Genomic DNA, 25,249 nt, shown 5'->3' on the forward strand with positions numbered 1-25,249 from the left:
CATGCCGGACGCGGGGCGCGGACCGGTCAGGCAAACGTGTCCACCAGTGCGTTGGCGTTGCGCGCCACCGTCACGGCGACAGGCGCTTCGGCCACGCCGTCGGTTCCCGCCAGGGCGCCGCCGGACTGCCGTTGCGAGCCGTTGCCGCCCTGTTGCGCGAACTCCTGCTGGGCGGTCTGTTCGCCCACGCTGGTCTGGCCCAGCGAGATGCCGGCCTGCGCCAGCGCCTGCTGCAACTGCGGAATGGCGGTTTCGATCGCCTGGCGCACGGAGGCGTGGGCCGAGACGAAGGACGCGCTGGCGACGCCGTCGGCCAGGTTCAGGCTGACGCGCAGCGGACCCAGGTCCGGCGGATCCAGGCGCAGTTCGGCGGTCTGCATGCCCTGGCGCGCGTTGTGGCTCATCATGACCACTTGCTGGCCGAGTTCGGTGCCCCAATGCGTGCCGCCCACCGGGGTGGCGACTTGCAGCACCAGGGGAACGGCGGGCGCCGCGATGGCGGCCGGGTTGGCGATCGGCGCGGGCTGGCGTTGCGCGGCGGCGGCAGCCAGCGCCGACGCCAGGACGTCGTGGGCCGGCGCGTTGTGCTGCGGCGCCTGGAATTGCTGTTCGGCGCCCGGCAGCGCGGCCGCGGACTCCGGTTCGTCGCGGGCCGCCAGGGTGGGCGCGGCGTCGGCGCGCGGGTGGCTGGCGGCGCGGGGCAGCGCGGCTTCGGGAGCAAGGCGCGTCGTCTCGGCCTTGGCCGTGGCCGCGGCGGCGGGCGCGGCCGGCGCTTGCGCGGGAGCCTGGTTGTTGCCGGGCTTGACGGCCTCGGTGACGACCGGCAGCGCGGCTTCGGCGTCGCGAACGGCGAGCGCGGCGGCGGCTTCCGCTTGCTGCGCGGTGGCCGCGACGGGCGTGCCCACGGTAACGGCCGCGTCGGCGGCGCCCAGCGCCGCGGTGAGCACGGCGGCGCCGGTGCTCATGGCAGTGGCCGTGGCCGCGGCATTGCTGCGCGCAAGCTGCACCTGTTCCGCCGCCTGGGCGGCGATTTCCAGCGCCTGCTGCGGCAGCACGACGGCCGGCTGGGCCGCCGCGACGGCCAGCGCGCCGGCTTCGGCCTGCGCGGCCGCCTGGGCGGCCTCGTCGATGGCGCCGGCGGCGGCGCCTTCCGCGCGGGCGGCGGGATCGTCCGAGCCCTGCTGGCCCTTGGCGGGCGCCTTCGCCGCGGCGTCCGCGGGGCGGGAGCCGGCGGCCTGATCCGGACGCTGCTGAGTGGGGCGTTGCTGGGCAGGGCGTTGCTGGGCCAGCACATCGGAGAAGCTGGGACCCTTCTTGTTCGCGGGCGCCGGCTTGGCGCCGAGCGCGTCGGCGATCGAGGCCGGGGCGGCGGGCGCGATGGTGGGCAAGGGCAGGGGAGCGGTCATCTGGGGCTTCCTGTTAGGTATCGCTTAATGCATGCCGGCCTGGCGCTGGACCAGGCGGGCGGAGTATTCGTCGTTGGCGCGCTGTTCGCGGCGGGATTCCACCACGGCCTGGGCGCGCAGTTCGCGTTGCGCCAGGGCGTCGTAGGAATTGAGCTTGCGTTTTTCCTGCTGCCAGTACTGGCGTCCCTTGGCGAGGTTCTCGTCGGCCTGGCGCAGCACGGTCTGCTGCTGGCCGATCGCGTCGTCCAGGGTGCCGATGAAGCGCTGGTAGTTGTGGCAGTCGCTGGCCGACATGCCGTTCGTCATCGCCTGCTGCAGACGTTCCAGATAGTCCTGGCGGTAGTCGTGCAGCATGCCGAGCTGGCGCTCGGCGTTGCCGCGTTCGGCGTTGAGCCGGCCCAGCAGGCGCGCGGCTTCGTCCGTGCTTTCCTTGGCCAGGTCGATCAGCATGTCCAGGGGCAATTGGCTAGGCATAGGTGTCTCTCAATTCGAAACTGGCGCGCAACTGGCCGACGGCATCCGCGTAGCCGATGTTCTCGCCGATGTCCTGCTGCAGGAAGGCTTCCAGGCGCGGATAGCGCGCGATGGCGTCGTCGAGCTGCGGGTCGTTGCCGGCGGCGTAGGCGCCCACCGCGATCAGGTCGCGGTTGCGCTGGTAGCGCGACAGGCATTGCTTGAAGCGCCGCACCACGGCGAATTGCTCCGGCGGGATCAGCGAGGTCATGGCGCGCGAGATCGACGCTTCGATGTCGATGGCCGGGTAATGGCCCGCTTCGGCCAGGTGCCGCGACAGCACGACGTGGCCGTCCAGGATGGCGCGCGCCGAGTCGGCGATGGGGTCCTGCTGGTCGTCGCCTTCGGCCAGCACGGTGTAGAACGCCGTGATGGAGCCGGCCTTGCCCGACGGGCCGGGCGCGCCCATCCCGGCGCGCTCGACCAGCATCGGCAGCTTGGCGAATACCGAGGGCGGGTAGCCCTTCGTGGCGGGCGGCTCGCCGATGGCCAGCGCGATCTCGCGCTGCGCCATGGCGTAGCGGGTCAGCGAGTCCATGATCAGCAGCACGTCCAGGCCCTGGTCGCGGAAGTGTTCCGCCAGGCGGGTGGCGTAGGCGGCGCCTTGCAGGCGCAGCAGGGCGGATACGTCGGCGGGCGCGGCCACCACGACCGAACGGGCCAGGCCGTCGGGGCCCAGGTTGTGTTCGATGAATTCCTTGACTTCGCGGCCGCGTTCGCCGATCAGGCCCACGACGATCACGTCGGCCTTGGTGTAGCGGGCCATCATGCCCAGCAGCACGCTCTTGCCGACGCCGGAGCCGGCGAACAGGCCCATGCGCTGGCCGCGGCCCACGGTGAGCAGGCCGTTGATCGCGCGCACGCCCGTGTCGAGCACGGTATCGATGGGCGCGCGCGACAAGGGGTTGATCGGCTGGGCGGACAGGGGCGCGAGTTCGGCGCCCGTCAGCGGGCCCAGGCCGTCGAGCGGCCGTCCGGCGCCGTCCAGCACCCGGCCCAGCAGGGCATTGCCCACCGGCAGGTGGCGGCCGAGCTGCGGCTTGGCGTTGCCGTTGAGTTCGGCCTTGCGCGGCAGGGGGATCTGGCGCTGGACAGGGGGTTCGCCAGGCACGACGCGCGCGCCGGGCGGCAGGCCGGAGATGTCCGCCTGCGGCATCAGGTACAGCGTGTGGCCGTCGAAGCCGACGACTTCGGCGTCCGCCCAATGGTCGTGGCCGCGGGCGATTTCGATGCGAGCGGCCGCGCCCACCGGCAGGCGCAGGCCGGTGGCATGCAGCACCAGGCCCGTGGCGCGCGTGATCTTGCCGCTGACCAGCCAGGGGTCGGTCGACGCGGCCCGGATCGAACCGATCTGCAACTGGGTCTGCCAGCGGTCGATGATGGGCACGGCCGGGTTAGGCACGGCCGTCGAGGGCGCCGGTTTGCCGGTCACTCGGGGTCCTCCCAGGACACGTTGCGGCCCAGCGAGGCCGCGACGCGGCGCCAGCGCGTCTGCAAGGTGGCGTCGATATCGCCGAACGGCGTCTCGGCGCGGCAGCCGCCGCGCGCGATGGATTCATCGGCGAGCACGCGCCAATGGCCTTCCTTGAGTTCGTCGGCCAGGTGCAGGCGGATCAGTTCGATGTCCGCCGGATTCGCCCACAGGCGCATTTGGCCGCCGGCGGACGGATTGATGTGCAGCACTTCGCGCACCGCGCCGGCCACGGTTTCGGGCTGTTCGGCGAGGGTGGTGCGCACGACCTGCTGGGCGATGTCCAGGGCCAGCGTGAGCAGGCCCTGGCCCATTTTTTCTTCCAGCGAGCCCAGCGATACGGCGCAGGCCTGCACCAGCGCATGCAGATGCTGCGCTTCGGCCGCGCCCTGTTCGCGCGCCTGGGCCAGGCCCTCGGCGTAGCCTTGTTCGCGTCCGGCGGCCAGGCCGGCCTCGTGGCCCGCCTGGCGGCCGGCTTCGAAGCCGGCGGCGTGGCCTTCGGCGTGCCCCTTCGCGCGGCCTTCCGCCCGCGCCTGGGCGCGCAACTGGGCCATGACGACCTCGGGGTCCGGCCCGGGATCGGGTTCCGGTTCGGGCTCGGCCTCGACGGGCGCCGGCTCGTCGAACGACAGCATCTGCCAGCGCCGCCAGGCGGCGCTGCGCGAGCTGAGCGTCGTCGCGCCGCTGTCCGCTTCAGACATACGTGTCGTCTCCCTGGTTGCCCAGGACGATCTGGCCGCTTTCGGCCAGGCGGCGCGCGATCTGCAGGATCTTCTTCTGTTCGGTCTCGACCTTGGACATGCGGATGGGGCCCTGGGCTTCCAGGTCCTCGCGCAGCATTTCCGCCGCGCGGCTGGACATGTTGCGCAGGAACTTGGCGCGCAGCTCCTCCGGGGCGCCCTTGAGCGCGACCATGAGGGTGTCGTTGTCGATTTCCTTGAGGATGAGCTGGATGGCGCGGTCCTCGACGTCGAGCAGGTTGTCGAAGACGAACATTTCGTCGATGATCTTCTGCGCCAGGTCGTTGTCGCGTTCGCGCAGGCTGGCGACGACGGTTTCCTCTTCGGCGGAATTCATCATGTTCAGGATCTCGGCCGCGGTGCGCACGCCGCCCATCTTGCTGCGCTTGGCGCCCTGGCCGGCCAGCACGGAATTCAGCACTTCGGTCAGTTCGGACAGAGCGGCGGGCTGCACGCCGCCGAACGTGGCGATCCGCAGCATCACGTCGTTGCGCAGGCGGTCGGTCAGCAGCGCCAGCACGCCCGCGGCGCGGTCGCGCTCCAGGTGCACCAGGATGGTCGCGATGATCTGCGGGTGTTCGTCGCCGATCAGCTCGGCCACCGTGTTCGGATCCAGCCAGTTCAGCGCGTCGATGCCGCTGCCGCCTTCGCCGGCTTCCAGGATGTCCTCGATCAGGCCGGCCGCGCGGTCGCTGCCCAGCGCCTTGGTCAGCACGGTGCGGATGTAGTCGTCCGACCCCAGGGTGACGGCCATGAACTGGTCGGCCTCCTGGCGGAACTCTTCCAGCACCACCGCCACGTCGTTGCGGGTGACCTGCTTCAGGCTGGCCATGGCGCCGCCGACCTGCTGGACTTCACGGGCGCTGAGATACTTGAAGACCTCGGCCGCCGCGTCTTCGCCCAGCGACATCATCAGGACGGCGCTGCGCGTCATGCCGTCCAGCGGAAGGGAATCATTTTTCATCTTTGCTCATCCAAGTGCGCAGAACCATCGCGACCGCGCGCGGATCCTTGCTGGCCATCGTGCGGGCACGCTCCAGGTTGTCCTGATAGCGGTCCACTTCCTTGGCGCGGGCCGTTTCCTGGGCTTCGCGCGCCGCCTCGATGCGATCGGCCTCGGCCTGCTCGGGATCGACCGGCGGGTACAGGTATTCGCCCACCGTGCGGCGCAGCAGGCGATACAGCCACAGCGCCAGCACGCCACCGACCAGCCACGCCAGGATCGTCTTGAACAGCGTGATCATTTCCGGATCGCGCCAGAGCGGCACCGGCGGCGGGCCATCGTTGAACTGGCTGTTGACCAGGTTCAGCGAGTCGCCGCGCGTTTCCGAGTAGCCCATGGCTTCGCGGACCAGATTGGTGAGCTTGCTCAGTTCTTCGGGCGGCAGGGCCTGCGGCTCGCCGTCCTTGTCGCGGATGTAGTTGACGACCACGGCGACCGACAGGCGCTTGAGCGCGCCCACCGGCTGCTTGATGTGGCTGATGGTGCGGTCCACTTCATAGTTCGTGGTCGCGTCGCGGCGTTCGTTCAGGTTGGAGGCCGGCGTCTGGGTGCCGGTCTGCTGCTGTTGTTGCTGCTGGGCGTTGGCCGGCTGCTGCGGCTGGCCCGGGCGGGGCGGCTGCGGCTGGGGTGGGTTGGCGATCGGCGCCTGCGCGTTGGTCGGCGCCTGGTTCGACAGCGCGCCGGGGACGCCTTGCGCGGGGTTGACGCCGCGCTGGGTGGAATCGCTGGTCTGCTGGCTGCGCACCGCGGCCTGCCCGGGTTCCTGGTTCGGACGATAGATTTCCGACGTTTCCTCGCGGCGGGAGAAGTCGACGTCCGCGCTCGCCTGGGCATGGACGTTGCCCGGACCCACCAGCGGGTTCAGGATGGTGAGGATGCGCTCGACCGTGCGTTGTTCCATCTCGCGCACGAAGCGCATCTGGTCGGCGTCCATGCCGCGGCCTTCGCCCAGCGGCGCGGACAGCAGGCGGCCGTTCTGGTCCACGATGGACACGTTTTCCGCGGTCAGCTCGGGGACGCTCGACGCCACCAGCCAGGAGATCGCGGAGACCTGGGCGTCGCTCAGGCTGCGGCCCGGGTAGACGTTCAGCAATACCGAGGCGGTGGGGGCCTGGCGCTCGCGCACGAACAGCGATTGGCGCGGCATGGCCAGGTGCACGCGGGCATGCTGCACGGTGTGCATGGCTTCGATCGAACGGGCCAGCTCGCCTTCCAGGCCGCGCTGGTAGTTGATCTGCTCGGCGAACTGGCTTGCGCCGAAGCGGGCGTTGTCCATCAGTTCGAAGCCGACGGAGCCGCCGCGCGGCAGGCCCTGGGACGCCAACTGCAGCCGGGCGTCGTACACGCGGTCGGCCGGAACCAGCAGGGCGGTGCCGGTATCGTTGTAGCGATAGGGCACGTTCATCGTTCCCAGCGCCGTCACGATGGCGCCGCCATCGCGGTCGTCCAGGTTCGAGAACAGGACCTTGTAGTTGGGTTCGCTGCTCCACATCGCGACGGCGACGATCGCCGCGACGACGGCTGCCGCCGCGCCGAGCAGGACGGGCTTGGGCAGCGCGCGCACCTTCTCCAGCACGGGGAACTTCGCCAGCAGCGACGAGCTCAGGGTGGCCTGCTGATTCATCGACGGCTCCCGCAGGCTGCGCGGAGCTGGGAATGGAGCTTCATGTCTTGGTAGGGCAGATTACACATGCAACGTGCTTCTGGTCTGGGGAGAGCGTGGATTATTGCCCCTGAGACGACAATCCCAATCGTTGAAAACAGCCGGTTTTTGGCGTTACTTATCCCCTATGTCGCCAGGAAGGCGCGCGGGTCCGCCGCGGCCCTGGCCGAAGGCGGCCGCATTCGAGGAAATGTCGGGGTTTTTGGCGGTTCTTGTCGGCTATGGCCGGGCGCGACAGGCGTTACGCTTCATGCAACTTTGGCGTAATCCCCACCAGCAAGGAATCAGAGTAATGGCCGTATCAGGCTTGTCCGGTATCGAAAGCATGCTCCAGCAGATGCGCGCGGTCGTCAGCAAGGCGGAGACGGGCAACCTCGCCGCGGGCGAAGTGGCCGTCCAGCCGGACGGCTTCGCCGCCGAACTGCAGCGTTCCATCCGCCGCGTCACGGCCGCCCAGAACGCGGCCACGGCCCAGGCCAAGGCCTTCGAACTGGGCGCGCCGGACATCTCGCTCAATGACGTCATGATCGACATGCAGAAAGCCAGCATCGGCTTCCAGACGGCGGTGCAGGTGCGCAACAAGCTGGTCGCGGCCTACAAGGAAATCTCCTCGATGGCCATCTGATCGCGGCGCGGGGGCCTGGCCCCCGGGTCAGTTGCGCTGCGCGCCTCGCTCGAGGCGCCACACCACCTGCTGCAGCCAGTTTTCCTGGCGCGCGTCCAGGTTCAGGAATACCGCTCCCAGATGGCTCACCGGCGGCTCGCCGGTGAGCGAGACGTGCCGCGGCGCGGCCTCGCTTGGGTTGGCGCCCTGCATCATCGGCTGGCCCGAAACGGGATAGACGTTGCGCACTTCCAGGTTGGCGCTGATCCTGCCCAGTTCGCCGAAGTCCAGTTGCACGTTCTCCATGATGGCGCCGCGCTGGGGCAGGGCGCCCACCTCCACCGCGGCGCGCAGGCCCACGCCATCCACGGAAATGTCGCGCACGGTGAAGCTGCACGGCTTTTCCTGGGGCGAGGCCTGCCAGGTCGCGTGGCAGCGGCTGGCGCTGGCGATCAGCGACGCGCGGAACATCTTGCGGCGCTGGATCCGGGCCAGGCGTTCCGGGAAGGGCGACATCAGGGCGGCGCTGCCGTCGTCGAAATGGATCACCTCGGGCCGCTGCACGCGGAAGCGGATCTGCACGCCGCCGTAGGCCGTGGCGTTGAAATAGAAGGTGGTGCCGCTCAGCAGGCCCATGCTGTCGGAGTGTTCGAAGTCCGCGCCGGCATAGTCGCGGGGCCGCCAGAAGAACTGGCGAGTCTCCTTGTCCGCGCCGAGGATGAGCACGGCCATCTCGCGGTCCGCGGCGTCGCGCACCAGGATGTGGCTGTCGGGGTGCGTCAGCTCGAACAGGGCTGCGCGCATGTCTTCCGGCCGAGTCAGCAGGAATTCCGGGTCGCTGGCGTCCAACACGATGGTCGTCCTCAATCAGTAGGGTCAGGCGGGGGGCGTGGTTTCGGGCAGCTCGCGCGATTCCAGGCGGTATAGCCAAGCCAGCAATTCTGCCACTGCTACGTAGAGTTGGGGCGGGATATGCGCATCCAGGTCCACCTGCATGAGCAATCCGACCAATTCACGGGATTCGTGGACATAGAGGCCGTTCTCTTCGGCGGCCCGGACGATGGTGTCCGCCAGTTGGCCGTAGCCCTTGGCCACCACGCGCGGCGCGCCGTCTTTTTCCTCATAGGAGATGGCGACCGCCGCGTTGCGGTTGGCGTTCGGGCCGGTGTCGGGGGAATGGGAGGGCGTGCTCATCAGATGTCGGCCGGGATGACGGGACGCGGTTCCACCACGTTGACCGACAGATTGCTCAGGGTCAGTCCCGCGGCCAGCAGGCGAGAGCGCAGCGTGTCCGAGGCTTCATGGATCTCGGCCGCGCTGTGGGGGGCGATGACCTGCAGCACGAGCTGGTCGCCCGCCAGGTTCAGCCGGGCGTCGACCAGGCCCAGGCGCGGAAGGTCCAGTTTCAGCCGGGTGGCCCAGGTGGGCACCGCGGAATCGGGGTCGCCGCCGTAGGGGTCGCGCTCCACTTCCCATTCCATGGGCGTTCCGGGCCAGGCTTCGCCCTGCCAGGTCAGGGCCTGGTTGGCCAGCACGTCGAGCTGCTGGCGGACGAGCACGGTCAGGTCCTGGTGGATGCCGGCGATGGGCGTGCCGGGCGCGGCGGACGAGCCCGAGGAGCCCGAGGCGGACGGCGCGTCGGCGCTGGAACGGGCGGCGGCGGTGGGTTCGGACCGCGCCCGGGCGGGCGCCGCGTTCTGGGGTTCGGCGTTCTTGTCCAGCCGGGCCTGGGGTTCGTCCCGCAATTGAGAGGGATTGGTCCGGCCGAAGACCATGTCGGTCAGGTGGGACTCATAGAACAGGCCGCTGGTTTGCAGCGCCTGGCGCAGGGCCTGCCCCAGCGCGCGCGCCGGAGGGCCGCCGGCGGCAAGCGCCGCGCGGGCCGCGGCGTCGGCTCCCCTGGCCGCGGTGGGGGTATCGGCTTGCGTTGCGGGGCTTCCCGGCTTGCCGGCCGTGGTCGCCGGGCCCTCCTGGGCGAGGGCGGCCGCGGGATTGGGGGGCAGGGCCGCCGCCTGGGGCGCGGGCGCTTGCGGCGCGGCCGCGGCCGGCTGTCCCGGCTGTCCCGCCTGGCCGGCGGGCGCCTGCGCCTGCGCGGGCGCGCCGCCCGTCTGGCCTGCGGCAGGGCTGGCGCTCCAGAGCGGCGCGCGGCCCTGGAGGGCGGGCGCGGCCTCGGGATACTGGGCCAGCAGGGCGAGAATCGTGCGCGCGGTCGTGCCCAGCGTGGTCGGGGCCGAGGCCGTGGTGTCGCTGCTGGTGACCAGCCCGCGGGCCGCCAGCGCCAGGGCGGCGGCGGTCTTGGCGTCGATGACAGTATTCTGGCGGTCGCCTCGGGCGCCGCCAGTCTGTATGCCTTGCCGGGGATCGCGGGCCGAGCCGTCCGACGGCCCGGGCCTTTCCAGGCTGCCGGGCTGGCTGACCGCGTCCGGCCGGGCGCCGGAGGCAAGATTCGCGTTGGCGGCGGACATCGTCGTGCCAAGCACGGCGTCCAGCCGCTGCACCAGGACGTTGCCGAGTGCGGCGGGACCTACGCTCATTCTTCAGGCGCCTGATTGCCGTATGTGGACAAAAGCGTCTGCTGGCGTTTCATGCGTCCCAGCAATTCCCCCAGCCGCGCCAATTGCGGCAAAGCCAGGTCCCGCGTCTGCGCATCGTTTTCCAGGATGCGCACGAGCAGGTCGTACTTGACGGCGCGGCCGGCTTCGTCCAGCGGCTTTGCATGCTCGACCTGGCGCAGGCGTTCCACCCGTTCGCAGTATTGCTGGCCATGGACCATCGCCCCGTCCCAGTCGCCGACCTGGGCGGCCGCTAGCATTTCTCCCGTGATGAGAGCGATCTCCTGGTAGTGTTCCAGGATAGGAGAGGTGTACTGGGTAATGGACGTCATGGAAATCTCGGGCGTTCGATGGCTGGGCTATGCGTATGCCGGGCCTTCAAGGCTGCATGCCGCCGACGGCGCGATCTATGGAGGTCTGCCAGGCCTCGGCCAGGTCCGCCAGCAGGCGGTCGGCGGTTTCGAGTGCTTCCGCGTCCGCGCGCAGGTTCGCCAACAACAGCGTGCGGACGATGTAGTCGTACAGACGGGCGAGATTCGCGGCGATTTCGCCGCCCGCTTCCATGTTCAATCCGGTCTTCAGGCCTTCATCGACGATCTTGATCGCCTTCGAGATAGCGACGCCGCGCTCTACTGCCCTGCCTTCCTGGAGGTGGAGGCGGGCCTGCCCGATCGCCGCCCGGGCTCCCATGTACAGCAGCGAAATCAGCCTTTCCGGGCTGGCGCCCAGAACCTGGGTTTCCAGGCCGATATCGGCGTAGGAACGCACGGAATAGGAGCCGGTCGGACGGCGGGCGGCGTAAGTCATTAATGCATCTTCTATAAATTACTGGGATTTGGTCAAGGCCGCGAACTGCTGGGTCAGGTAGTTGGCCGTGACAGTCTGCTGCGACACGAACTTGTCCAGCGCGATGAACTGGGCGCGCATGGCATCCATGGATGCCGTGCTGGAGGCCTTGGCGCGGGTGAGCTGGTCCTTGACGTCCTTGATGGATTCGTTCAGGCCGTCCTGGCTGAGCTTGATGGAACCGTTGCTGCCCAGGGCCGCCTTGGCCGCGGCGTCGAACTTGGCGGCAAGGCCGTCGGTCGACATCATGATGCGCTTGACGTCGGCGGGGTTGGCGGTCAGCGCCTTGTCCAGTTCCTTTTGATCCAGCTTCAGTTGGCCGGTCTTGGGGTCCAGCGTGATGCCGAGATCGGCCAGCGAACGCACCGAGCCCTCGGAGGTGACGACCTGCAAGGCGCTGGACATGGACGACTGGATACCGCGCGTCGTGCTGTCGCCGGTCAGGGCCTGGTTCGTGGCGGCCGCCACGTCGAAAGCCGTCAGCTTCGTGATCGTGCTTTGCAGCGAGTTGTAGGCATTGACGAAATCCTGGACGGCCTTGCTGGCCACGCTGGTGTCGCTTTGCAGCTTGAGGGTGACGACCTTGTCGTTCCCGGTCACGGCGTCGGTGCCGGTGAGGGCGGTCAGGTTCAGCGTGATGCCGTCGATGGCGGTCGAAATGTTGTTGCTGCCGCTCTTGACGGTAATGCCGTTGATCTCGATTTCCGAGTCCGCCGCCGCGGTCTGTTGGGTCAGTTCCGTGTCGGCCCCGGAGTTGTAGCTGAGGATGTTCTTCAGCTTGTCGTCGCCCGTCACCGTGATGGACTTGACCGATGCCTGCACGCCCGTGTCCTTGGCGCTGAGCATCAGGTAGCTGCCCTCTTCGTTGGTGATGATCGTGGCGCGCACGCCGGCCTTGTCGTCGCTGTTGATGGCTTGGGCAATCCCGTTGAGCGAGGTGTCGCCCTTCAGCTCGACGGTGTGCTTGTCGCCGCTGGTCAACTCGATTTCAAACGAACCGTCGGCGCCATTGGAGGCCGTGCGGCTCCCGACGTTGCCCGATTGCAGGGTCTGGGCGGCGGCCAGGCTCTTCACCTTGATGGCGTACTCGCCCATCGTGGCGCCGTTCTCGCCGATGGTCGCGGTCAGCCCTTCGCCGACCACGTTGGCCTTGACGGCGTCCAGCGTCGACGACTTGCCCAGCGCCAAAGCGGCTTTTTGCAGGGCTTCCACTGCGCTTTGGACCTGGCCATAGGCGCTCACCCGGGCCTCGTAGCTGGCCTGGCGATTGGTGTACAGGCTCAGCTTCTTGTCCTCTGCCGCCTGAAGCTTCGTGAGGATGTCTTCCAGCGGGAGTCCGGTGGTCGAGCCGAGATTGGTAATAGAAGCCATGTGAAATCCTTCCTAGCGATGCGATTCTGTCAAAAATTCGGAGCCGGCGATTGGCCGGGTAAGGGCATAAGGCATGCCTAATTCAGTGCTTCTGCGGCGGATTGGCGCCGAAAATACGTAAAACGGCGTTTTAATCCGCGCATCAGGCAGTCGTCTTGATGCCGTTGCCCTGCATGTTCACGATCATTTTGGCGATTCTCAGCACGGCCTCGCTGGGGATGGTGCGCACGACATCGCCCGATTCGGCGTCCACGACCGACACCACCACCTGGTGCACGTCGGGGTCGATTTCGAACTGGAGCTGGGTGGACCAGGCTTTCATCTGGTCGTTGATCTCTTCCAGCGCCTTGTCCAGGGGCAGCTTTTGCGAATCGGATTGGCCCGACGTGGCGTTGCCGGAGGCCCCGCTGTTCGTCGCGGTTGCGGCGGGCGTGACGCTTATGGCGGGATCCGCCACGACAGGGGCGGCCGCGACCGGCGCGGGGGCGAACGAAACAGGGGCTAGCGGGGTTACGGCCATGATCACTCCAACGGCGATGTGGGCGTCTCGGAGGAACGCGCTGTTTTCAGGGAATTCTCAGCTACCATTACGGCAGGCCCGCAGGGAAACTTTAGCCTTCGGCGCGCCAGATGTTTCACACGCTAAATGGTTTGGATGGGGCAATGAGTGTCAAGACGGCGCTGCGAGTTATCGAAATCATCGAAACCTATGCCCGCGAGAAGCGCGCCTTGCCGCTGTCGGACCTGGCCCGGCTGCTGGACGTCCCGGTATCCAGTTGCCTGGCGCTGATACGCACCCTGACCGGGCTGGGCTATCTCTATGAAACCGGCCGGCGCCAGGGCTACTACCCGACGGGCCGCCTGCTGGCCATGGCGCAGCGCATCGCGCGCGCCGATCCGGTGCTGGACCGGGTCTATCCCAGCCTGACGGAACTGCGGGACGCCACCCGCGAAACCGTCGTCTTCGCCAAGCTGAGCCAGGACGGCCGGGTCGTCTACCTGGACGTCCTGGATTCTCCGCATACGATCCGATACGCGCCGGTTGCCGGCGAGTTCAAGGACGTACACGCAAATTCGCTGGGAAAAGCGCTTTTGTCGCTGCTGGCGGAGCCGGCTCGGGACGCCCTCCTGGCGGGCATGTCCATGACCCGCCACAACGAGCGCACGCTGATCACCCGCGAGGCCTTGCTGGCCGATATCCAGCTATCGCGCCAGCGCGGCTGGTTCATGAACAGCGGGGAATCCATTCCGGACGTGGGCGCCATCGCCTGGCCGGTGACGCTGTCGGGCGAGCACTACGCCATTTCCGTGGGCGGCCCGATCTACCGGATCGAGCCGCAACAGGAAAACTACGCCCGCATCCTGCGGGCGGCGTGCACGGGGCTCGAACAGCAGGCCTGAAGCGTGGCCCGGCTGCCCGCGGGCCTCAATAGGACTTGGGCAGCCCCAGGACTTTTTCGGCGATGAAGCACATGATCAACTGCGGGCTGACGGGCGCGATGCGGGGAATGAAGCTTTCCCGCAACAGCCGCTCCACGTGGTATTCCTTTGCGTAGCCCATGCCGCCCAGCGTCATGACCGCGGTCTGACAGGCGTTGTAGCCGGCCTCCGCCGCCAGGTATTTGGCCGAATTGGCGTAGGGGCCGCAGGGCTTGCCCGCGTCGTACAGGCTGGCCGCCTTGAACACCATCAGGTCCGCCGCCTCCAGTTGCATCCAGGCCTGGGCCAGCGGATGCTGGATGCCCTGGTTCTGGCCTATCGGGCGGCCGAACACGGTGCGTTCGCCGGCGTACTTCACCGCCCGGTCCAGCGCGGCGCGGCCGATGCCCACCGCTTCGGCGGCGATCAGGATGCGCTCCGGATTCAGTCCGTGCAGGATGTACTCGAACCCCCGGCCTTCCTCGCCGATGCGGTCGGCCACCGGAATGCGCAGGCCGTCGATGAACAGCATGTTCGAATCGACGGCCTTGCGGCCCATTTTCTCGATTTCGCGGACCTCGATCCGCTCGCGGTCCAGGTCCGTATAAAACAGCGACAGGCCCTGCGTGGGTTTTTCCACCTCGGACAGCGGGGTGGTGCGCGCCAGCAGCAGCATCTTGTTGGCGACCTGGGCCGTCGAGATCCAGATCTTGCGGCCGTGCACCACGTATTCGTCGCCCTGGCGGACCGCGCGGGTGCTGAGCTTGGTCGTGTCCAGGCCGGCGTCCGGCTCGGTCACCGCGAAGCAGGCCTTTTCCCGGCCGGCGATCAGCGGTTCCAGCCAGCGGGCGCGCTGCTCGTCGGTGCCGAACACCACGACGGGGTTCAGCCCGAAGATGTTCATGTGCACGGCCGACGCGCCGGTGAAGCCCGCCCCGGAGGCGGCGATGGTCTGCATCATCAGGGCGGCCTCGGTCATGCCCAGGCCGGCGCCGCCGTATTCCTGGGGCATGGCGATGCCCAGCCAGCCGTCGCGCGCCAGGTCGGCGTGCAGCGGTTCCGGGAAGCCGCCTTCGCGGTCGCGTTCCAGCCAGTACTCGTCGGGATAGCGGTCGCAGATGCGGGAGACGGCGTCGCGCAACGCCAATTGCTCGGGAGTGAATTCAAAGTCCATCAGTCGTTTCCATCTCGGGTGATGCCACGGGCGGCCATGGCGTTGATCCGTTCGGCGGCGTAGCCGGCTTCCTCCAGTACTTCGCGGCTGTGCTGGCCCAGCGTGGGGGCGGGCCGGCGCAGCGACGTCGGGGTGCCTTCGTACCGGCCCAGCGGCGCGGTCGTGCGTATCGGGCCTTCGCTGGGGTGGTCCAGGCGGCGGATGAAGCCGGTCGCGGCCAGGTGTTCGTCTTCCAGCAGGCCGTCCACCGTATAGAGTTGCGACGCGGGGATGTCCGCCCGCGCCAGGTCCTCCAGCCAGTCCTGGCTGGGGCGCGTGGCGACCACATCGGCGACGAAGGCGTAGACCTCGCCGATGTGGGCGGCCCGGGCGCCGTGCGAACAGAAGCGCGGATCCTGCGACAGTTCGGGCCGGCCGATCAGGCCGAAGAAATTGCGCCAGTGCTTGTCGTTGTAGATCAGCAGGCAGATATAGCCGTCGGCGGTGGCGTAGGGGCGGCGGTGCGGCGCCAGCAGGCGCGCGTAGCCGGTCGGCCCCAGCGGCGGTTCGAACGTGGCGCCGCCCAGGTGGTCTCCCAGCACCAGGTGGGCCATGCCTTCGAACATGGGGATCTCGACCTGCTGGCCGCGCCCGGCGGCCCGGGCGTGCAGCACCGCGGACACCAGCGCGATGCCCACGTGCAGGCCGACGGCGCGGTCGGCCAGGGTCAGCGGGGCGTAGCGCGGCAGTTCGCCGCTTTGCCGGGCGTACAGGGCGGCGATGCCGGTCTGGCCCTGGATCAAGTCGTCGTAGGCGGGCCGGCCTGCATAGGGGCCGGCTTCGCCGAAACCGTAGGCGCCCAGGTACACGATGCGGGGATTGCGCGCGGCCACGGCTTCATAGGACAGGCCCAGCCGGGCCATGGCCTGGGGCCGGATGTTATAGAGCAGGGCGTCGCAGCTTTCGGCCAGCTTCAGGCAGGCCTCCAGCCCCTCGGGCGTTTTCAGGTCCAGCACGACCGAGCGTTTGTTGCGGTTCAGGTGCAGGTAGAGATGGCCCATGCCGGGGTTGCGCATGGGGCCGACGGCCCGCAGGTTGTCGCCCGCGGGGGGCTCCACCTTGATGACGTCGGCGCCCAGGTCGCCCAGGACCTGCGTGGCATAAGGGCCCATCACGACCGAACTGAGGTCCAGGATGCGCACGCCGGCCAGGGGGCCGGCGGCCGGGGCGGGCTGTCCGGTCATTGCTGCTCGATCCCCGCGTCGCGGATCAGCTTGCCCCAGAGGTCGCGCTGTTCGCTCACGAACTGGCCGAAGGCTTCCGGGGTGCTGGAGAAGGCGTCGAAGCCCAGGTCCGCCAGGCGTTTCTTGACGTCGGGCTTGGCGACCACCTGGTTGATCGCCGCGTTGAGCCTGGCGACGACTTCCGGCGGCAGACCCGCCGGACCGAAATAGCCGTTCCAGGAGTTCAGGTCGAAATCCGGCACGCCGGCTTCGGCCATGGACGGCAGGTCCGGCACGATGGCGCTGCGTTCGGCGGTGGACACGGCCAGGGCCCGCAATTGGCCCGACTGCACGAAGGGCAGGCCCGAGGCCAGGTCCGTGAACATGAAGTCCACCTGGCCGCCGACCACGTCGGTCATGCTCTGGGGCGTGCCTTTGTAGGGCACGTGCAGGATGTCGATCTTGGCGCGGTTGGCCAGGGTGGCGCCGGCGACGATGCCGGTGCTGTTGCCGCTGGCATAGGTGATGCGTCCGGGACGCTGGCGCGCGTCGGCGATCAGGTCGCCGACGGTTTTCCACGGGCGTTTCGGGTTGACGACCAGGATGAACGGCAGGTTGCCGCCGCGGGCGATGGGCGTGAAGTCCTTGACCGGATCGTAGGGCACGTTCTTCATCAGCCAGGGGGCGGCGGAATGCGAGGTGTTGGTGGTGACGAACAAGGTATAGCCGTCCGGCTTGGCGCGCGCCACGTAGCTGGCCGCGATCGTGGCGTTGGCGCCGGGCTTGTTTTCAACCACGATCTGCTGGCCCAGGATCGCCGACAGCTCGGAGCCGAAAATGCGGCCGACGGCGTCGGTGCCGGAGCCGGCGGGGAAGGGAACGACCAGCGTAATGGGCTTGGCGGGGTAGTCGGCGGCCTGGGCGGCGGGGGCGGCCGCCAAGGTTGCGCCACTGACCAGCGCGGCGCCCAGCAGGGTGGGGAATTTCATGGGTTTGTCTCCTGTTTTGTCGGTCCGGGGCGAGGCTTCTGCGGCCGTCGTTCCCGGCTGCGCCGCTTCAAGCGGCGGTGAGTGGTGCCGGAAAGCCGCGGATCACGCGGTCGGGGGATTCTTCATAGGGGGGCGTATAGATCACCAGCAGACGGGCCGGCTCGTCGCTGGTGACGGTGAACACATGGGGCACGTCGGGCGGAAAATAGCAGCAGTCTCCCGGGCCCATGTCGGCCCATTCGTCCTGCACCTGCGCGCGCGCCGTGCCCGAGATCAGGTAGCAGACCTGCTCGATGCCGGGGTGGGCGTGCGGCAGGGCGCCCTTGCCCTTGTCGATGACGCCCAGCAGCACTTCCACGCCGCGGGCACCGACGGTGTCCGGACCGATCAGCCGCCGGTTGAGAGTGCCGGTGTGATTGGCGGGGTGGTAGCCGGGGACGTCGGCCTCCCGGACCAGCCAGCCGGGCGTTGCGCGTTGAGTCATGTGTCTCTCTTGGAAATTCTCATATGTGAATTCATTTTTACGTATGAGAAAAATAACGGCAAGCGGTTTTTCGGCCCGGATACCGTGCCGCGCCCTAGGGGATTAGGGAAAACACCGGGCCCGGACTGCTAAAATCCAGGGCTGATTCCACTTCACGGCCCCGCCATGTCTTCTGTCCGCACGCCTGACGCTTCCGCCACCCTGTCCGATTGGCTGCGGTACCTGGAATCCATCCACGCCACCGCGATCGACATGGGCCTGGACCGGGTGCGGGACGTGGCGGCGCGCATGGGGCTGGAGCTTTCCGCCATCAAGTTCGTCGTCGGCGGCACCAACGGCAAGGGTTCCACCTGTGCCATGCTGGAAGCCATCCTGCTGGCGGCCGGCTACAAGGTCGGGCTGTACACGTCCCCGCACCTGATCGATTTCAACGAGCGCGCCCGCATCAACGGCCAGATCGCCACGGACGACGCCTTGATCGCCCAGTTCCAGGCCGTCGAGGCGGCGCGGGGCGACGTTTCCCTCACGTACTTCGAATTCACCACCCTGGCCATCCTGCGGCTGTTCTCGCAATCCCGCCTGGACGCCGTGGTGCTGGAAGTCGGCCTGGGCGGCCGCCTGGACGCCGTCAATATCGTCGATGCCGATTGCGCCATCGTCACCAGCGTGGACCTGGACCACACCGATTGGCTGGGCGATACCCGCGAGAAAATCGGCTTCGAAAAAGCCCACATCTACCGCGCCGGCCGGCCCGCCATCTGCAGCGATCCGGTGCCTCCGCAGTCGCTGCTGGACTACGTTCAGGAAATCGGCGCCGACCTGTGGCTGTTCGGCCGCGACTACAACTATTCGGGCGACCGCCAGCAGTGGGCCTACGGCGGGCGCGACCAGCGCCGCAATTCGCTGGCCTATCCGGCGCTGCGCGGCGCCAACCAGTTGCTGAACGCCTCGGCCGCGCTGGCCGCGCTGGAATCCGTGCGCGACCGCCTGCCGGTGCAGCAGCAGGCCGTGCGCCTGGGGCTGCTGCAGGCGTCGCTGCCCGGCCGGTTCCAGATCCTGCCCGGCCAGCCCGCGGTCATCCTGGACGTGGCCCACAATCCGCATGCCGCGGCCGTGCTGGCCCAGAACCTGGACAACATGGGCTTCCACCCCTATACCCACGCGGTGTTCGGCATGCTCAACGACAAGGACCTGGCCGGCGTCGTGGCCAAGCTCGGCACCCGCGTCGACCACTGGTATTGCGCCGGCCTGCCCGGCCCGCGGGGCACGTCCGGGCAGGCGCTGGCCGAACAGGTCGCCGCGGCGCTGCCGCCGGTGCCGGCGGGGGGCGAAAGCCCGGGCATCGCGTCCTATCCGGACCCGGCCCAGGCCTTTGCGGCGGCGCGCGAACGGGCGGGGGAGAATGATAGAATCGTGGTGTTCGGATCGTTTCTCACCGTAGCCTCGGTTTTGCAGGCTCTGGGTCGCAAGGCATAGGCAAGAACGGGTCAGACGCTCCAGGGCGGCCCGCCGCCATATAGCCGCAAGGAATTCTCCTCCATGGGTTTTTTCAAACGCAAAGATCCTGCCGACCAGGCGCAGTCCTCCAAAAGGGCGGCTGTGCCTAGCGAGGTCCAGGCAGCGGAGTTGCGCGGCCGCGCGCGGCGCAGGCTGGCGGGCGCCATCGCGCTCGTCCTGGCCGCCGTCATCGTCCTGCCCATGGTGCTCGATTCCCAGCCCGTGCCGGTGGCCGACAATATTCCCATCAAGGTGCCGGAACGCAATACGCCGTTCCAGCCGCAAGTCAGCGAGCCCCAGGCCGCCGCGCCGGAAACGCCGGCGCCGGGTGCCGCGCCTGCCGAGCCTTCGTCGGTGCCCACGCCGCCGCCGGTCACGTCCGTGCAGCCGCCGCCCCTCGCCGCCGCGCCGGCGACGCCGCCGGCCGCGCAGCCCGCGGCGCCGCCCAAACCGGCGGCGCCCAAGCCCGAAGCCAAGCCGGCGACGCCGCCCAAGCCGGACACGCGTTCCGACGACGGCGCGCGCGCCCTGGCGCTGCTGGAAGGGCGCGCGGCGCCCGCCGCGCCCGCTCCCGCGCCCAAGCCGGCCGCCAAGGGCAATTTCGTGCTCCAGATCGCCGCCTACACGACCTCGGAAGACGCCCAGTCGCGCCGCAGCAAGCTGCACCAGGCCGGCGTGACGAACGCATTCGTCGAACAGGCCACGATCGGTGGCAAGCAGCAGTACCGTCTGCGGGTGGGGCCGTTCCCCTCGCGCGAGGCGGCGCAGGCGGCCCAGGCGCGTTTACGCACCTTGGGCTATGACAATGGTTTCATCGCCGCGCAATAGTGACCGGCTTCGATTTCGTCGTGCTGGCCATCCTGGCGGTCTCGGGTGTGCTGGGCCTGGTGCGCGGCCTGCTCAAAGAGGTGCTGTCGCTGGTCGCCTATCTGCTGGCTTTCGTGGCCGCGATATGGTGGGGCCCCACGGTCTACGCCTGGCTGGAGCCCTATATTGAAACGACGCTGTTGCGCATGGGAGTCTCATACGCGGCGGTATTCATCATCGTGCTGCTTGGCGTGGGGTTGGTCAACATGACGCTTGCCGCCTTGATCCGCAGTACCGGCCTGAGCCCGGCCGACCACGGCCTGGGCGGCATGTTCGGCCTGGCGCGGGGCCTGCTGATCGTGCTGGCGCTGGTCGCCGCCGCGGGCTACACGCCGCTGCCGGAAGAGCCATGGTGGAAGGACGCCATGTTTTCGCATTCGGCCATCGAGGCCATCAAACATATCAAGACGTGGCTGCCGCCATCCCTGGCGACGTGGCTGCCGTATTGATCTGCTTCAAATCAACCAGGAAATCTCACCATGTGTGGAATCGTAGGGGTCATCGGGCGCGGGCCGGTCAACCAGCTACTCTATGACAGCTTGCTGCTGTTGCAGCATCGCGGGCAGGACGCCGCGGGCATCGCGACGTCGCAAGGCAACCAATTCAATATGTACAAGGCTCATGGCCTGGTGCGCGACGTCTTCCGTACGCGCAACATGCGTGCGCTGCCGGGTACGTCTGGCATCGGCCAGGTCCGCTATCCCACCGCGGGCTCCAGCGCCAGCGAGGAAGAGGCCCAGCCGTTCTACGTGAATGCGCCGTTCGGCATCATGTTCGCCCACAACGGCAACCTGACCAACTGGCGCGAACTGCGCGAATCCCTGTACCGCGTCGACCGCCGCCACATCAACACCAATTCCGATTCGGAAGTGCTGCTGAACGTGCTGGCGCACGAACTGCAATCGGCGGCCAACGGCGTCTCGCTGGATGACGACGCGATATTCCGCGCCGTGTCGGCGGTGCACAAGCGCGTGCGCGGCGCCTATGCCGTCGTGGCCCAGATCTCGGGCTACGGCCTGCTGGCCTTCCGCGACCCCAACGGTATCCGTCCGCTTTGCATCGGCCGCCAGGAAACCGAAGAGGGCGTGGAATGGATGGTCGCCTCGGAATCGGTGGCGCTGGAAGGCAGCGGCTTCGCCTTCGTGCGCGACGTCGAGCCGGGCGAAGCGGTGTTCGTCGACCTGGACGGCCGCTTCGTCAGCCGCCAGTGCGCCGACAATCCCCAATTGGTGCCCTGCATTTTCGAGTACGTGTACTTCGCGCGCCCGGATTCGCTGATCGACGGCGTGTCGGTCTACGACGCGCGCCTGCGCATGGGTGAATACCTGGCCGACAAGGTGGCGCGCACCATGCGCCTGGGCGACATCGACGTGGTCATGCCGATTCCGGACTCTTCGCGTCCGGCCGCCATGCAACTGGCCGCCCGCCTGAACCTGGACTACCGCGAAGGCCTGATCAAGAACCGCTACGTGGGCCGCACGTTCATCATGCCGGGCCAGGCGGTGCGCCGCAAGTCCGTGCGCCAGAAGCTCAACGCCATCGGCATGGAGTTCAAGGGCAAGAACGTGCTGCTGGTCGACGACTCCATCGTGCGCGGCACCACCAGCCGCGAGATCGTGGACATGGCCCGCGCCGCCGGCGCCAACAAGGTGTATTTCGCCTCCGCCGCGCCTCCGGTCCGCTTTCCCAACGTCTACGGCATCGACATGCCCACGCAGAGCGAACTGATCGCCACCGGCCGCAGCGATGAAGAAATCGCCCGCGCGATCGGCGCCGACAACCTGGTCTACCAGGATCTGCACGACATGCAGCAATCGGTCCGGGACCTCAACCCGAGACTGTCGCGCTTCGAAGCGTCCTGCTTCGACGGCGAGTACGTCACGGGCGACATCACGGCCGAGTACCTGGCCCGCCTGGGCCAGTCCCGCGGCGAAGCCGGCGAAGAAGGAACCGCCAGCGGCCTGCAGTTCAATATGGGCTACGCCGCCAACGACGCCTGATCGATAGCGCGCTTCGCGCGGCAGGAAACCCCTCCGAGGGGTACTGCGAGTCAGCCAAGCGCTGACGGGCAGTACCAATCGCGAGGGGTTTTTCCATTGGCGGGCGTCCCGAGCCCATCCCGCGTCAGGACGACGAGGCGGCGCCGACCGCCCTGGGCTGCCGCAAGGACCGGACGAACGCAGCCAGTTTCCAGGCAACCGCCAGCGCGATCACGCCCAGCAGCGTGGCGCTGATCGGCCGGGAGACGAACACGTCGAACGAACCTCTGCTCAACAGCATGGCGCGGCGGAAATTCTCTTCCAGCATCGGGCCCAGGATGAAGCCGAGCATCAGCGGCGCCGCTCCCATGCCGAGCCGCAGGAAGGCATAGCCCATCAGGCCGAACGTCGCGGTGATGTAGATGTCGTGCAGGCTGTTGTTGATGCTGAACGTTCCGATGATGCAGAAGAACAGAATCGACGGAAACAGCACGGTGTACGGGATCTTGAACACCGTGAGCCAGTAGCGCACCAGCGGCACGTTCAGGAGCAGCAGGAAGCAGTTCCCGATCCACATGCTGGCGACCAGGCCCCAGAACAGGTCCGGGTGGGTGCCGATCATGTTGGGGCCGGGCTGCACGCCCTTGATGATGAATGCCGCCAGCATCAGGGCCATGACCGCGTTCTCGGGTATGCCGATGGCCATGAGGGGAATGAAGCTGGTGCGGGCGGCGGCCTCGTCGGCGGCGGCTTGTCCGGCAACGCCTTCGATCGCGCCGTTGCCCATTTCATGCTTGTGCTTGCTGAACCGCTTGTCCGCGGCATAGGCCGCGAACTGGGCGATGGTCGGGCCGCCGCCGGGCAGGATGCCCAATGCCGAGCCGATCACGCTGCCCCGCAAGGCGCTCGGAATGATCCGCTTGAACTCGGCCCAGGTGGGCATGAGCTTGATCTTGCCGTTGAAGGGCGTCAGCACGTTGCGGTTGTCGAGATTCTTCACGATTTCGGCAATGCCGAAGCACCCCAGCGCAATGCTGATCAAACCGATGCCGTCCTGCAGGAAGGCGTAGTCCAACGTGAAGCGCGCCATGCCGCTGTTGACGTCCGTGCCGATCGACGCCAGCAGCACGCCGACGATGGCCATCGCCAGGCCCGTCAGCATATTGCCGCTGCTCACGAAGCTGACGCAGAAGAATCCCATCAGCATCAGCGCGGTGTAGTCGGCCGGTCCGAACAGGAAGGCGGCTTCGCCGAGTATCGGCGTCATGGTCGACAAGACCACGATGGCCACCGTCCCGCCGATGAAGCTGGAAACGCCGGCAGTGAACAATGCCAGCCCGGTCTTGCCGTTCAGGTTCATCTGATAGCCGTCTATGCACGCGACGATACTGCTTGCGTGCGGGATTTTCATCGTGATCGCGCTGACGCTGTCGCCGTATTGCGCGCCGTAGTAAATCCCCGCCAGCATGATCAGCGCGCTGCTGGTGGGAATGGAATAGGTCAGGGGAAGCAGCAGGCTGATGGTGGACAAGGGCCCGAGTCCGGGTAGCAGCCCTACGAGCGTGCCGATCACGCATCCGGCCGCGCAATAAAGAAGGTTCTGCCAGGTCAGCGCGTGCTCGAAACCGAGCGCGAGGTTATTCAGAGTTTCCATCGCATGCTCCGTTCAAAGCAAGGGGAGGCTGAGGCCGAGCAGGTTCTTGAACCCGAACGCCACGGCGATCAGCCCGGCCGATATCTTCACGTTCCTCAGCGTGGAATATGAGGTGGCCGCCAGCGACGAGCAGAACACCAGAAAAACAATGCCCGCGATCATATTGACGATGCCGGATATCGCCGCGCATCCCACCAGGCTCAGCATGATGATGGCGATGTTCTTCACGCTGTGGCTCATCGGTTCCGGTTCGACGAAAAACGAATATGCCGTGGCGATCGCGCCGATCACGAATAATGCGGCGCTTGCCATCAGGGGGAAAAGCCCCGGGCCGCCCCTGGAGAAACTGCCGATCGGATATCGCAGCGATGCGATGCCGAAAAGCAGCGCGAACGCCATGATGAACACGCCCCTGACGAAATTCTGGTTGCTCATGCATGCGCGGATCCCACCGCCGCGCAGGCTGCCGCCGTCGTTGAACATTTGTCTTCTCCTCGTTGTGGTGGCGTTCCGGGAGAGGCAAGTCCGCCGCTCCCTTACAAACGCCTGAGGGAGTCTAGTGACGGCTTCTGTCAGTCCGCTTTCGATCTTTGGCCGGGATCTTCCGTTTTCGCTATCGTTAACCCTAGCGGGCTTGTTTCTCGGAAGAAAAGACTCTTTTCTGTTCAGTTTCCATTCAGAAAAAACGCGGAATTCAGCCTTGATTCCACAATGCTTCCCGCGTGGCTTCCAGGTGCGTCAGGTACAGGCGCAGGTCGAATTCGTACTGGTGGTACTGCGGCTCCATGTGCAGGCACAGGTTGTAGAAGGCCCGGTTGTGGTCCTTTTCCTTGAGATGGGCCAGCTCATGGACGGCGATCATCTTCAGGAATTCCGCCGGCACGGTCTTGAACAGCGTCGCCACGCGGATCTCGTGCTTGGCCTTGAGCTTGCCGCCCTGCACGCGCGAGACGTAGGTGTGCTGGCCGAGCGCGTGCTGGATCACGTGGATCTTGCTGTCGAAGGCGACCTTGTTGATCTGGTCGCCGTTGCGCATATAGGTGTTCTTCAGGTCCGTCACGTACTGGTAGAGCGCGCGGTCCGTGCGCACGCCATGCGCGCCCGCCGGATAGCGCGACAGCAAGGCCGCGCCCAGCTTGCCCTGGTCGAGCAGCTTGCGGGTCTGGAGCAGCAGGGGTTCCGGGTATCCGGTCAGGTATTTCAGGGCAGGCACGGTCAGGGTAGAGCAGGAGCGATGACGGTCAGGCGCGGCCAGGTTTCGGGATGGCGCTTCGCGGCAAGCCGCTGCGCATAGGCGTGGAGGTCGGCGCCGGGGCTGGGCCGCAGAACAAGCGCGAACAGATCGTCCAGCCCATGCGGGGCGACGATGCGCACGTGGTCGTCGCGCGTCAGCCCCACGCCCACGCAGGTGGCCGTTTCGGGCCAGGACGCGATGCCGGCGGCGAGCGACGCGGCCGGGGGCGGCGCGTCTCCGTGGCGGTTCCGGCGCCACAAGTGCACCCGCGCCTGGTTCACTATTTCCCAGGGGGCGTCGGGGGCGGCCTCGCGCAGGCGGCGGGCGACGCTTGCCTCGTGGCCGGGGGTAAGGTCCGAGGGATCGTAGTAGACGAAATCGACGTCGGCGGACGGATGGCTGCCCGCCGGGTAACCGTGCAGGTGATTCCAGACCAGCGACCGGATCGCGCCTGCCGCGATACAGCCGCCGGCCGGCCCGTGGTCGCGCGCGGCGCGCAGCCAGCGCATCAGCGGCGCATGGGCCAGGACCAGCGCGCGCAGCGCGGCTGCTTGCGGCGCTTCCGCCGGGGTCCGCACCGC

At 67.7% G+C, this 25,249-nt stretch carries 27 protein-coding genes; 6 read left to right on the forward strand and 21 right to left on the reverse strand.

All coding sequences use genetic code 11. The features are described 5' to 3' along the window. Positions 1–26 precede the first annotated feature (26 nt). Genes WHX56_RS17915 through fliF form a run of 6 tightly spaced genes read right to left on the reverse strand, consistent with a single transcriptional unit; the run spans position 27 to position 6,757 of the window. Positions 27–1,406: a flagellar hook-length control protein FliK gene (locus WHX56_RS17915; protein WP_338878541.1), complete on the reverse strand. Its 1,380-nt coding sequence runs from the start codon at positions 1,404–1,406 to the stop codon at positions 27–29. 24 nt (positions 1,407–1,430) lie between these two features. Then, positions 1,431–1,880, reverse strand: a complete 450-nt coding sequence (fliJ, locus tag WHX56_RS17920; RefSeq protein ID WP_129247200.1) for a flagellar export protein FliJ — start codon at positions 1,878–1,880, stop codon at positions 1,431–1,433. Then, entirely contained in the window at positions 1,873–3,351 is a 1,479-nt protein-coding gene (gene fliI, locus WHX56_RS17925) for a flagellar protein export ATPase FliI (protein ID WP_422393599.1), read from the reverse strand. Before fliI ends, fliJ begins: the two co-directional genes overlap by 8 nt. Further along, entirely contained in the window at positions 3,348–4,091 is a 744-nt protein-coding gene (gene fliH, locus WHX56_RS17930; protein ID WP_338878542.1) for a flagellar assembly protein FliH, read from the reverse strand. Before fliH ends, fliI begins: the two co-directional genes overlap by 4 nt. After that, positions 4,084–5,094 (reverse strand): flagellar motor switch protein FliG, encoded by a 1,011-nt coding sequence (gene fliG / locus WHX56_RS17935; protein ID WP_129247204.1) that lies wholly within the window; start codon positions 5,092–5,094, stop codon positions 4,084–4,086. The genes fliH and fliG overlap by 8 nt, the downstream gene beginning before the upstream one ends. Then, positions 5,084–6,757, reverse strand: coding sequence for a flagellar basal-body MS-ring/collar protein FliF (gene fliF, locus WHX56_RS17940; protein ID WP_129247206.1), 1,674 nt, complete (start codon positions 6,755–6,757; stop codon positions 5,084–5,086). The genes fliG and fliF overlap by 11 nt, the downstream gene beginning before the upstream one ends. 331 nt (positions 6,758–7,088) lie before the next feature. On the opposite strand from fliF, the gene fliE reads away from it, so the two are divergent. Next, a complete protein-coding gene (fliE, locus tag WHX56_RS17945) occupies positions 7,089–7,421 on the forward strand; it encodes a flagellar hook-basal body complex protein FliE (RefSeq protein ID WP_338878544.1) in 333 nt (110 codons plus the stop codon). Positions 7,422–7,448: 27 nt separating this feature from the next. On the opposite strand, the gene WHX56_RS17950 is transcribed toward fliE, so the two are convergent. The 7 genes from WHX56_RS17950 to WHX56_RS17980 all read right to left on the reverse strand — a co-directional run bounded on the left by WHX56_RS17950 (position 7,449) and on the right by WHX56_RS17980 (position 12,689). Next, a complete protein-coding gene (locus WHX56_RS17950; protein ID WP_338878545.1) occupies positions 7,449–8,252 on the reverse strand; it encodes a flagellar brake protein in 804 nt (267 codons plus the stop codon). 24 nt (positions 8,253–8,276) lie between these two features. Continuing rightward, positions 8,277–8,594, reverse strand: a complete 318-nt coding sequence (locus WHX56_RS17955; RefSeq protein ID WP_338878546.1) for an EscU/YscU/HrcU family type III secretion system export apparatus switch protein — start codon at positions 8,592–8,594, stop codon at positions 8,277–8,279. Beyond that, positions 8,594–9,934 carry a flagellar hook-length control protein FliK gene (locus tag WHX56_RS17960; RefSeq protein ID WP_338878547.1) on the reverse strand — a complete coding sequence of 447 codons (1,341 nt, stop codon included), beginning with the start codon at positions 9,932–9,934 and terminating at the stop codon, positions 8,594–8,596. The genes WHX56_RS17955 and WHX56_RS17960 overlap by 1 nt, the downstream gene beginning before the upstream one ends. After that, positions 9,931–10,284, reverse strand: coding sequence for a flagellar protein FliT (locus WHX56_RS17965; protein WP_338878548.1), 354 nt, complete (start codon positions 10,282–10,284; stop codon positions 9,931–9,933). The genes WHX56_RS17960 and WHX56_RS17965 overlap by 4 nt, the downstream gene beginning before the upstream one ends. Before the next feature lie 46 nt (positions 10,285–10,330). Beyond that, the gene (fliS, locus tag WHX56_RS17970; protein WP_129247186.1) at positions 10,331–10,759 is read right to left on the reverse strand and encodes a flagellar export chaperone FliS; all 429 of its coding nucleotides are present in this window, start codon (positions 10,757–10,759) and stop codon (positions 10,331–10,333) included. An 18-nt stretch (positions 10,760–10,777) separates the two neighbouring features. Beyond that, positions 10,778–12,169, reverse strand: coding sequence for a flagellar filament capping protein FliD (fliD, locus tag WHX56_RS17975; RefSeq protein ID WP_338878549.1), 1,392 nt, complete (start codon positions 12,167–12,169; stop codon positions 10,778–10,780). Between the two features lie 142 nt (positions 12,170–12,311). Continuing rightward, entirely contained in the window at positions 12,312–12,689 is a 378-nt protein-coding gene (locus WHX56_RS17980; protein WP_287753735.1) for a flagellar protein FlaG, read from the reverse strand. A 143-nt stretch (positions 12,690–12,832) separates the two neighbouring features. Between WHX56_RS17980 and WHX56_RS17985 the strand changes: the two genes are divergently transcribed. Next, on the forward strand, positions 12,833–13,570 hold the full coding sequence (locus tag WHX56_RS17985) for an IclR family transcriptional regulator (RefSeq protein ID WP_287753737.1): 738 nt from the start codon (positions 12,833–12,835) through the stop codon (positions 13,568–13,570). 25 nt (positions 13,571–13,595) lie between these two features. On the opposite strand, the gene WHX56_RS17990 is transcribed toward WHX56_RS17985, so the two are convergent. The 4 genes from WHX56_RS17990 to WHX56_RS18005 all read right to left on the reverse strand — a co-directional run bounded on the left by WHX56_RS17990 (position 13,596) and on the right by WHX56_RS18005 (position 17,437). Continuing rightward, positions 13,596–14,762, reverse strand: coding sequence for an acyl-CoA dehydrogenase family protein (locus WHX56_RS17990; RefSeq protein WP_129247177.1), 1,167 nt, complete (start codon positions 14,760–14,762; stop codon positions 13,596–13,598). Beyond that, a complete protein-coding gene (locus WHX56_RS17995) occupies positions 14,762–15,985 on the reverse strand; it encodes a CoA transferase (protein ID WP_338878550.1) in 1,224 nt (407 codons plus the stop codon). Before WHX56_RS17995 ends, WHX56_RS17990 begins: the two co-directional genes overlap by 1 nt. Further along, positions 15,982–16,953, reverse strand: a complete 972-nt coding sequence (locus WHX56_RS18000; RefSeq protein ID WP_129247174.1) for a Bug family tripartite tricarboxylate transporter substrate binding protein — start codon at positions 16,951–16,953, stop codon at positions 15,982–15,984. The genes WHX56_RS17995 and WHX56_RS18000 overlap by 4 nt, the downstream gene beginning before the upstream one ends. Positions 16,954–17,020: 67 nt before the next feature. Beyond that, positions 17,021–17,437, reverse strand: a complete 417-nt coding sequence (locus WHX56_RS18005) for a cupin domain-containing protein (protein ID WP_338878551.1) — start codon at positions 17,435–17,437, stop codon at positions 17,021–17,023. Between the two features lie 165 nt (positions 17,438–17,602). Here WHX56_RS18005 and folC point away from each other — a divergent pair, with 165 nt between their 5' ends. The 4 genes from folC to purF all read left to right on the forward strand — a co-directional run bounded on the left by folC (position 17,603) and on the right by purF (position 21,801). Beyond that, positions 17,603–18,913, forward strand: coding sequence for a bifunctional tetrahydrofolate synthase/dihydrofolate synthase (gene folC, locus WHX56_RS18010; RefSeq protein ID WP_338878552.1), 1,311 nt, complete (start codon positions 17,603–17,605; stop codon positions 18,911–18,913). 63 nt (positions 18,914–18,976) lie between these two features. Further along, complete coding sequence (locus tag WHX56_RS18015; protein ID WP_338878553.1) at positions 18,977–19,762, forward strand: SPOR domain-containing protein; 786 nt, start codon at positions 18,977–18,979, stop codon at positions 19,760–19,762. Further along, positions 19,762–20,250, forward strand: coding sequence for a CvpA family protein (locus WHX56_RS18020; RefSeq protein WP_062684746.1), 489 nt, complete (start codon positions 19,762–19,764; stop codon positions 20,248–20,250). Before WHX56_RS18015 ends, WHX56_RS18020 begins: the two co-directional genes overlap by 1 nt. A 30-nt stretch (positions 20,251–20,280) precedes the next feature. Next, the gene (gene purF, locus WHX56_RS18025) at positions 20,281–21,801 is read left to right on the forward strand and encodes an amidophosphoribosyltransferase (protein WP_287755935.1); all 1,521 of its coding nucleotides are present in this window, start codon (positions 20,281–20,283) and stop codon (positions 21,799–21,801) included. A gap of 124 nt (positions 21,802–21,925) precedes the next feature. Here purF and WHX56_RS18030 read toward each other — a convergent pair whose 3' ends face one another. From WHX56_RS18030 to WHX56_RS18045, 4 genes are all read right to left on the reverse strand, one after another. Further along, positions 21,926–23,434, reverse strand: a complete 1,509-nt coding sequence (locus WHX56_RS18030) for a tripartite tricarboxylate transporter permease (protein ID WP_338878554.1) — start codon at positions 23,432–23,434, stop codon at positions 21,926–21,928. Positions 23,435–23,446: 12 nt separating this feature from the next. Further along, positions 23,447–23,869, reverse strand: coding sequence for a tripartite tricarboxylate transporter TctB family protein (locus tag WHX56_RS18035; protein WP_129239050.1), 423 nt, complete (start codon positions 23,867–23,869; stop codon positions 23,447–23,449). Between the two features lie 259 nt (positions 23,870–24,128). After that, entirely contained in the window at positions 24,129–24,647 is a 519-nt protein-coding gene (locus tag WHX56_RS18040; RefSeq protein ID WP_129239031.1) for a YgjP-like metallopeptidase domain-containing protein, read from the reverse strand. A 2-nt stretch (positions 24,648–24,649) separates the two neighbouring features. After that, positions 24,650–25,246, reverse strand: coding sequence for a nucleotidyltransferase family protein (locus WHX56_RS18045; protein WP_287755931.1), 597 nt, complete (start codon positions 25,244–25,246; stop codon positions 24,650–24,652). Between the last annotated feature and the right edge of the window lie 3 nt (positions 25,247–25,249).

This window comes from Achromobacter veterisilvae (assembly GCF_037619525.1).
GTDB lineage: Bacteria > Pseudomonadota > Gammaproteobacteria > Burkholderiales > Burkholderiaceae_B > Achromobacter > Achromobacter veterisilvae.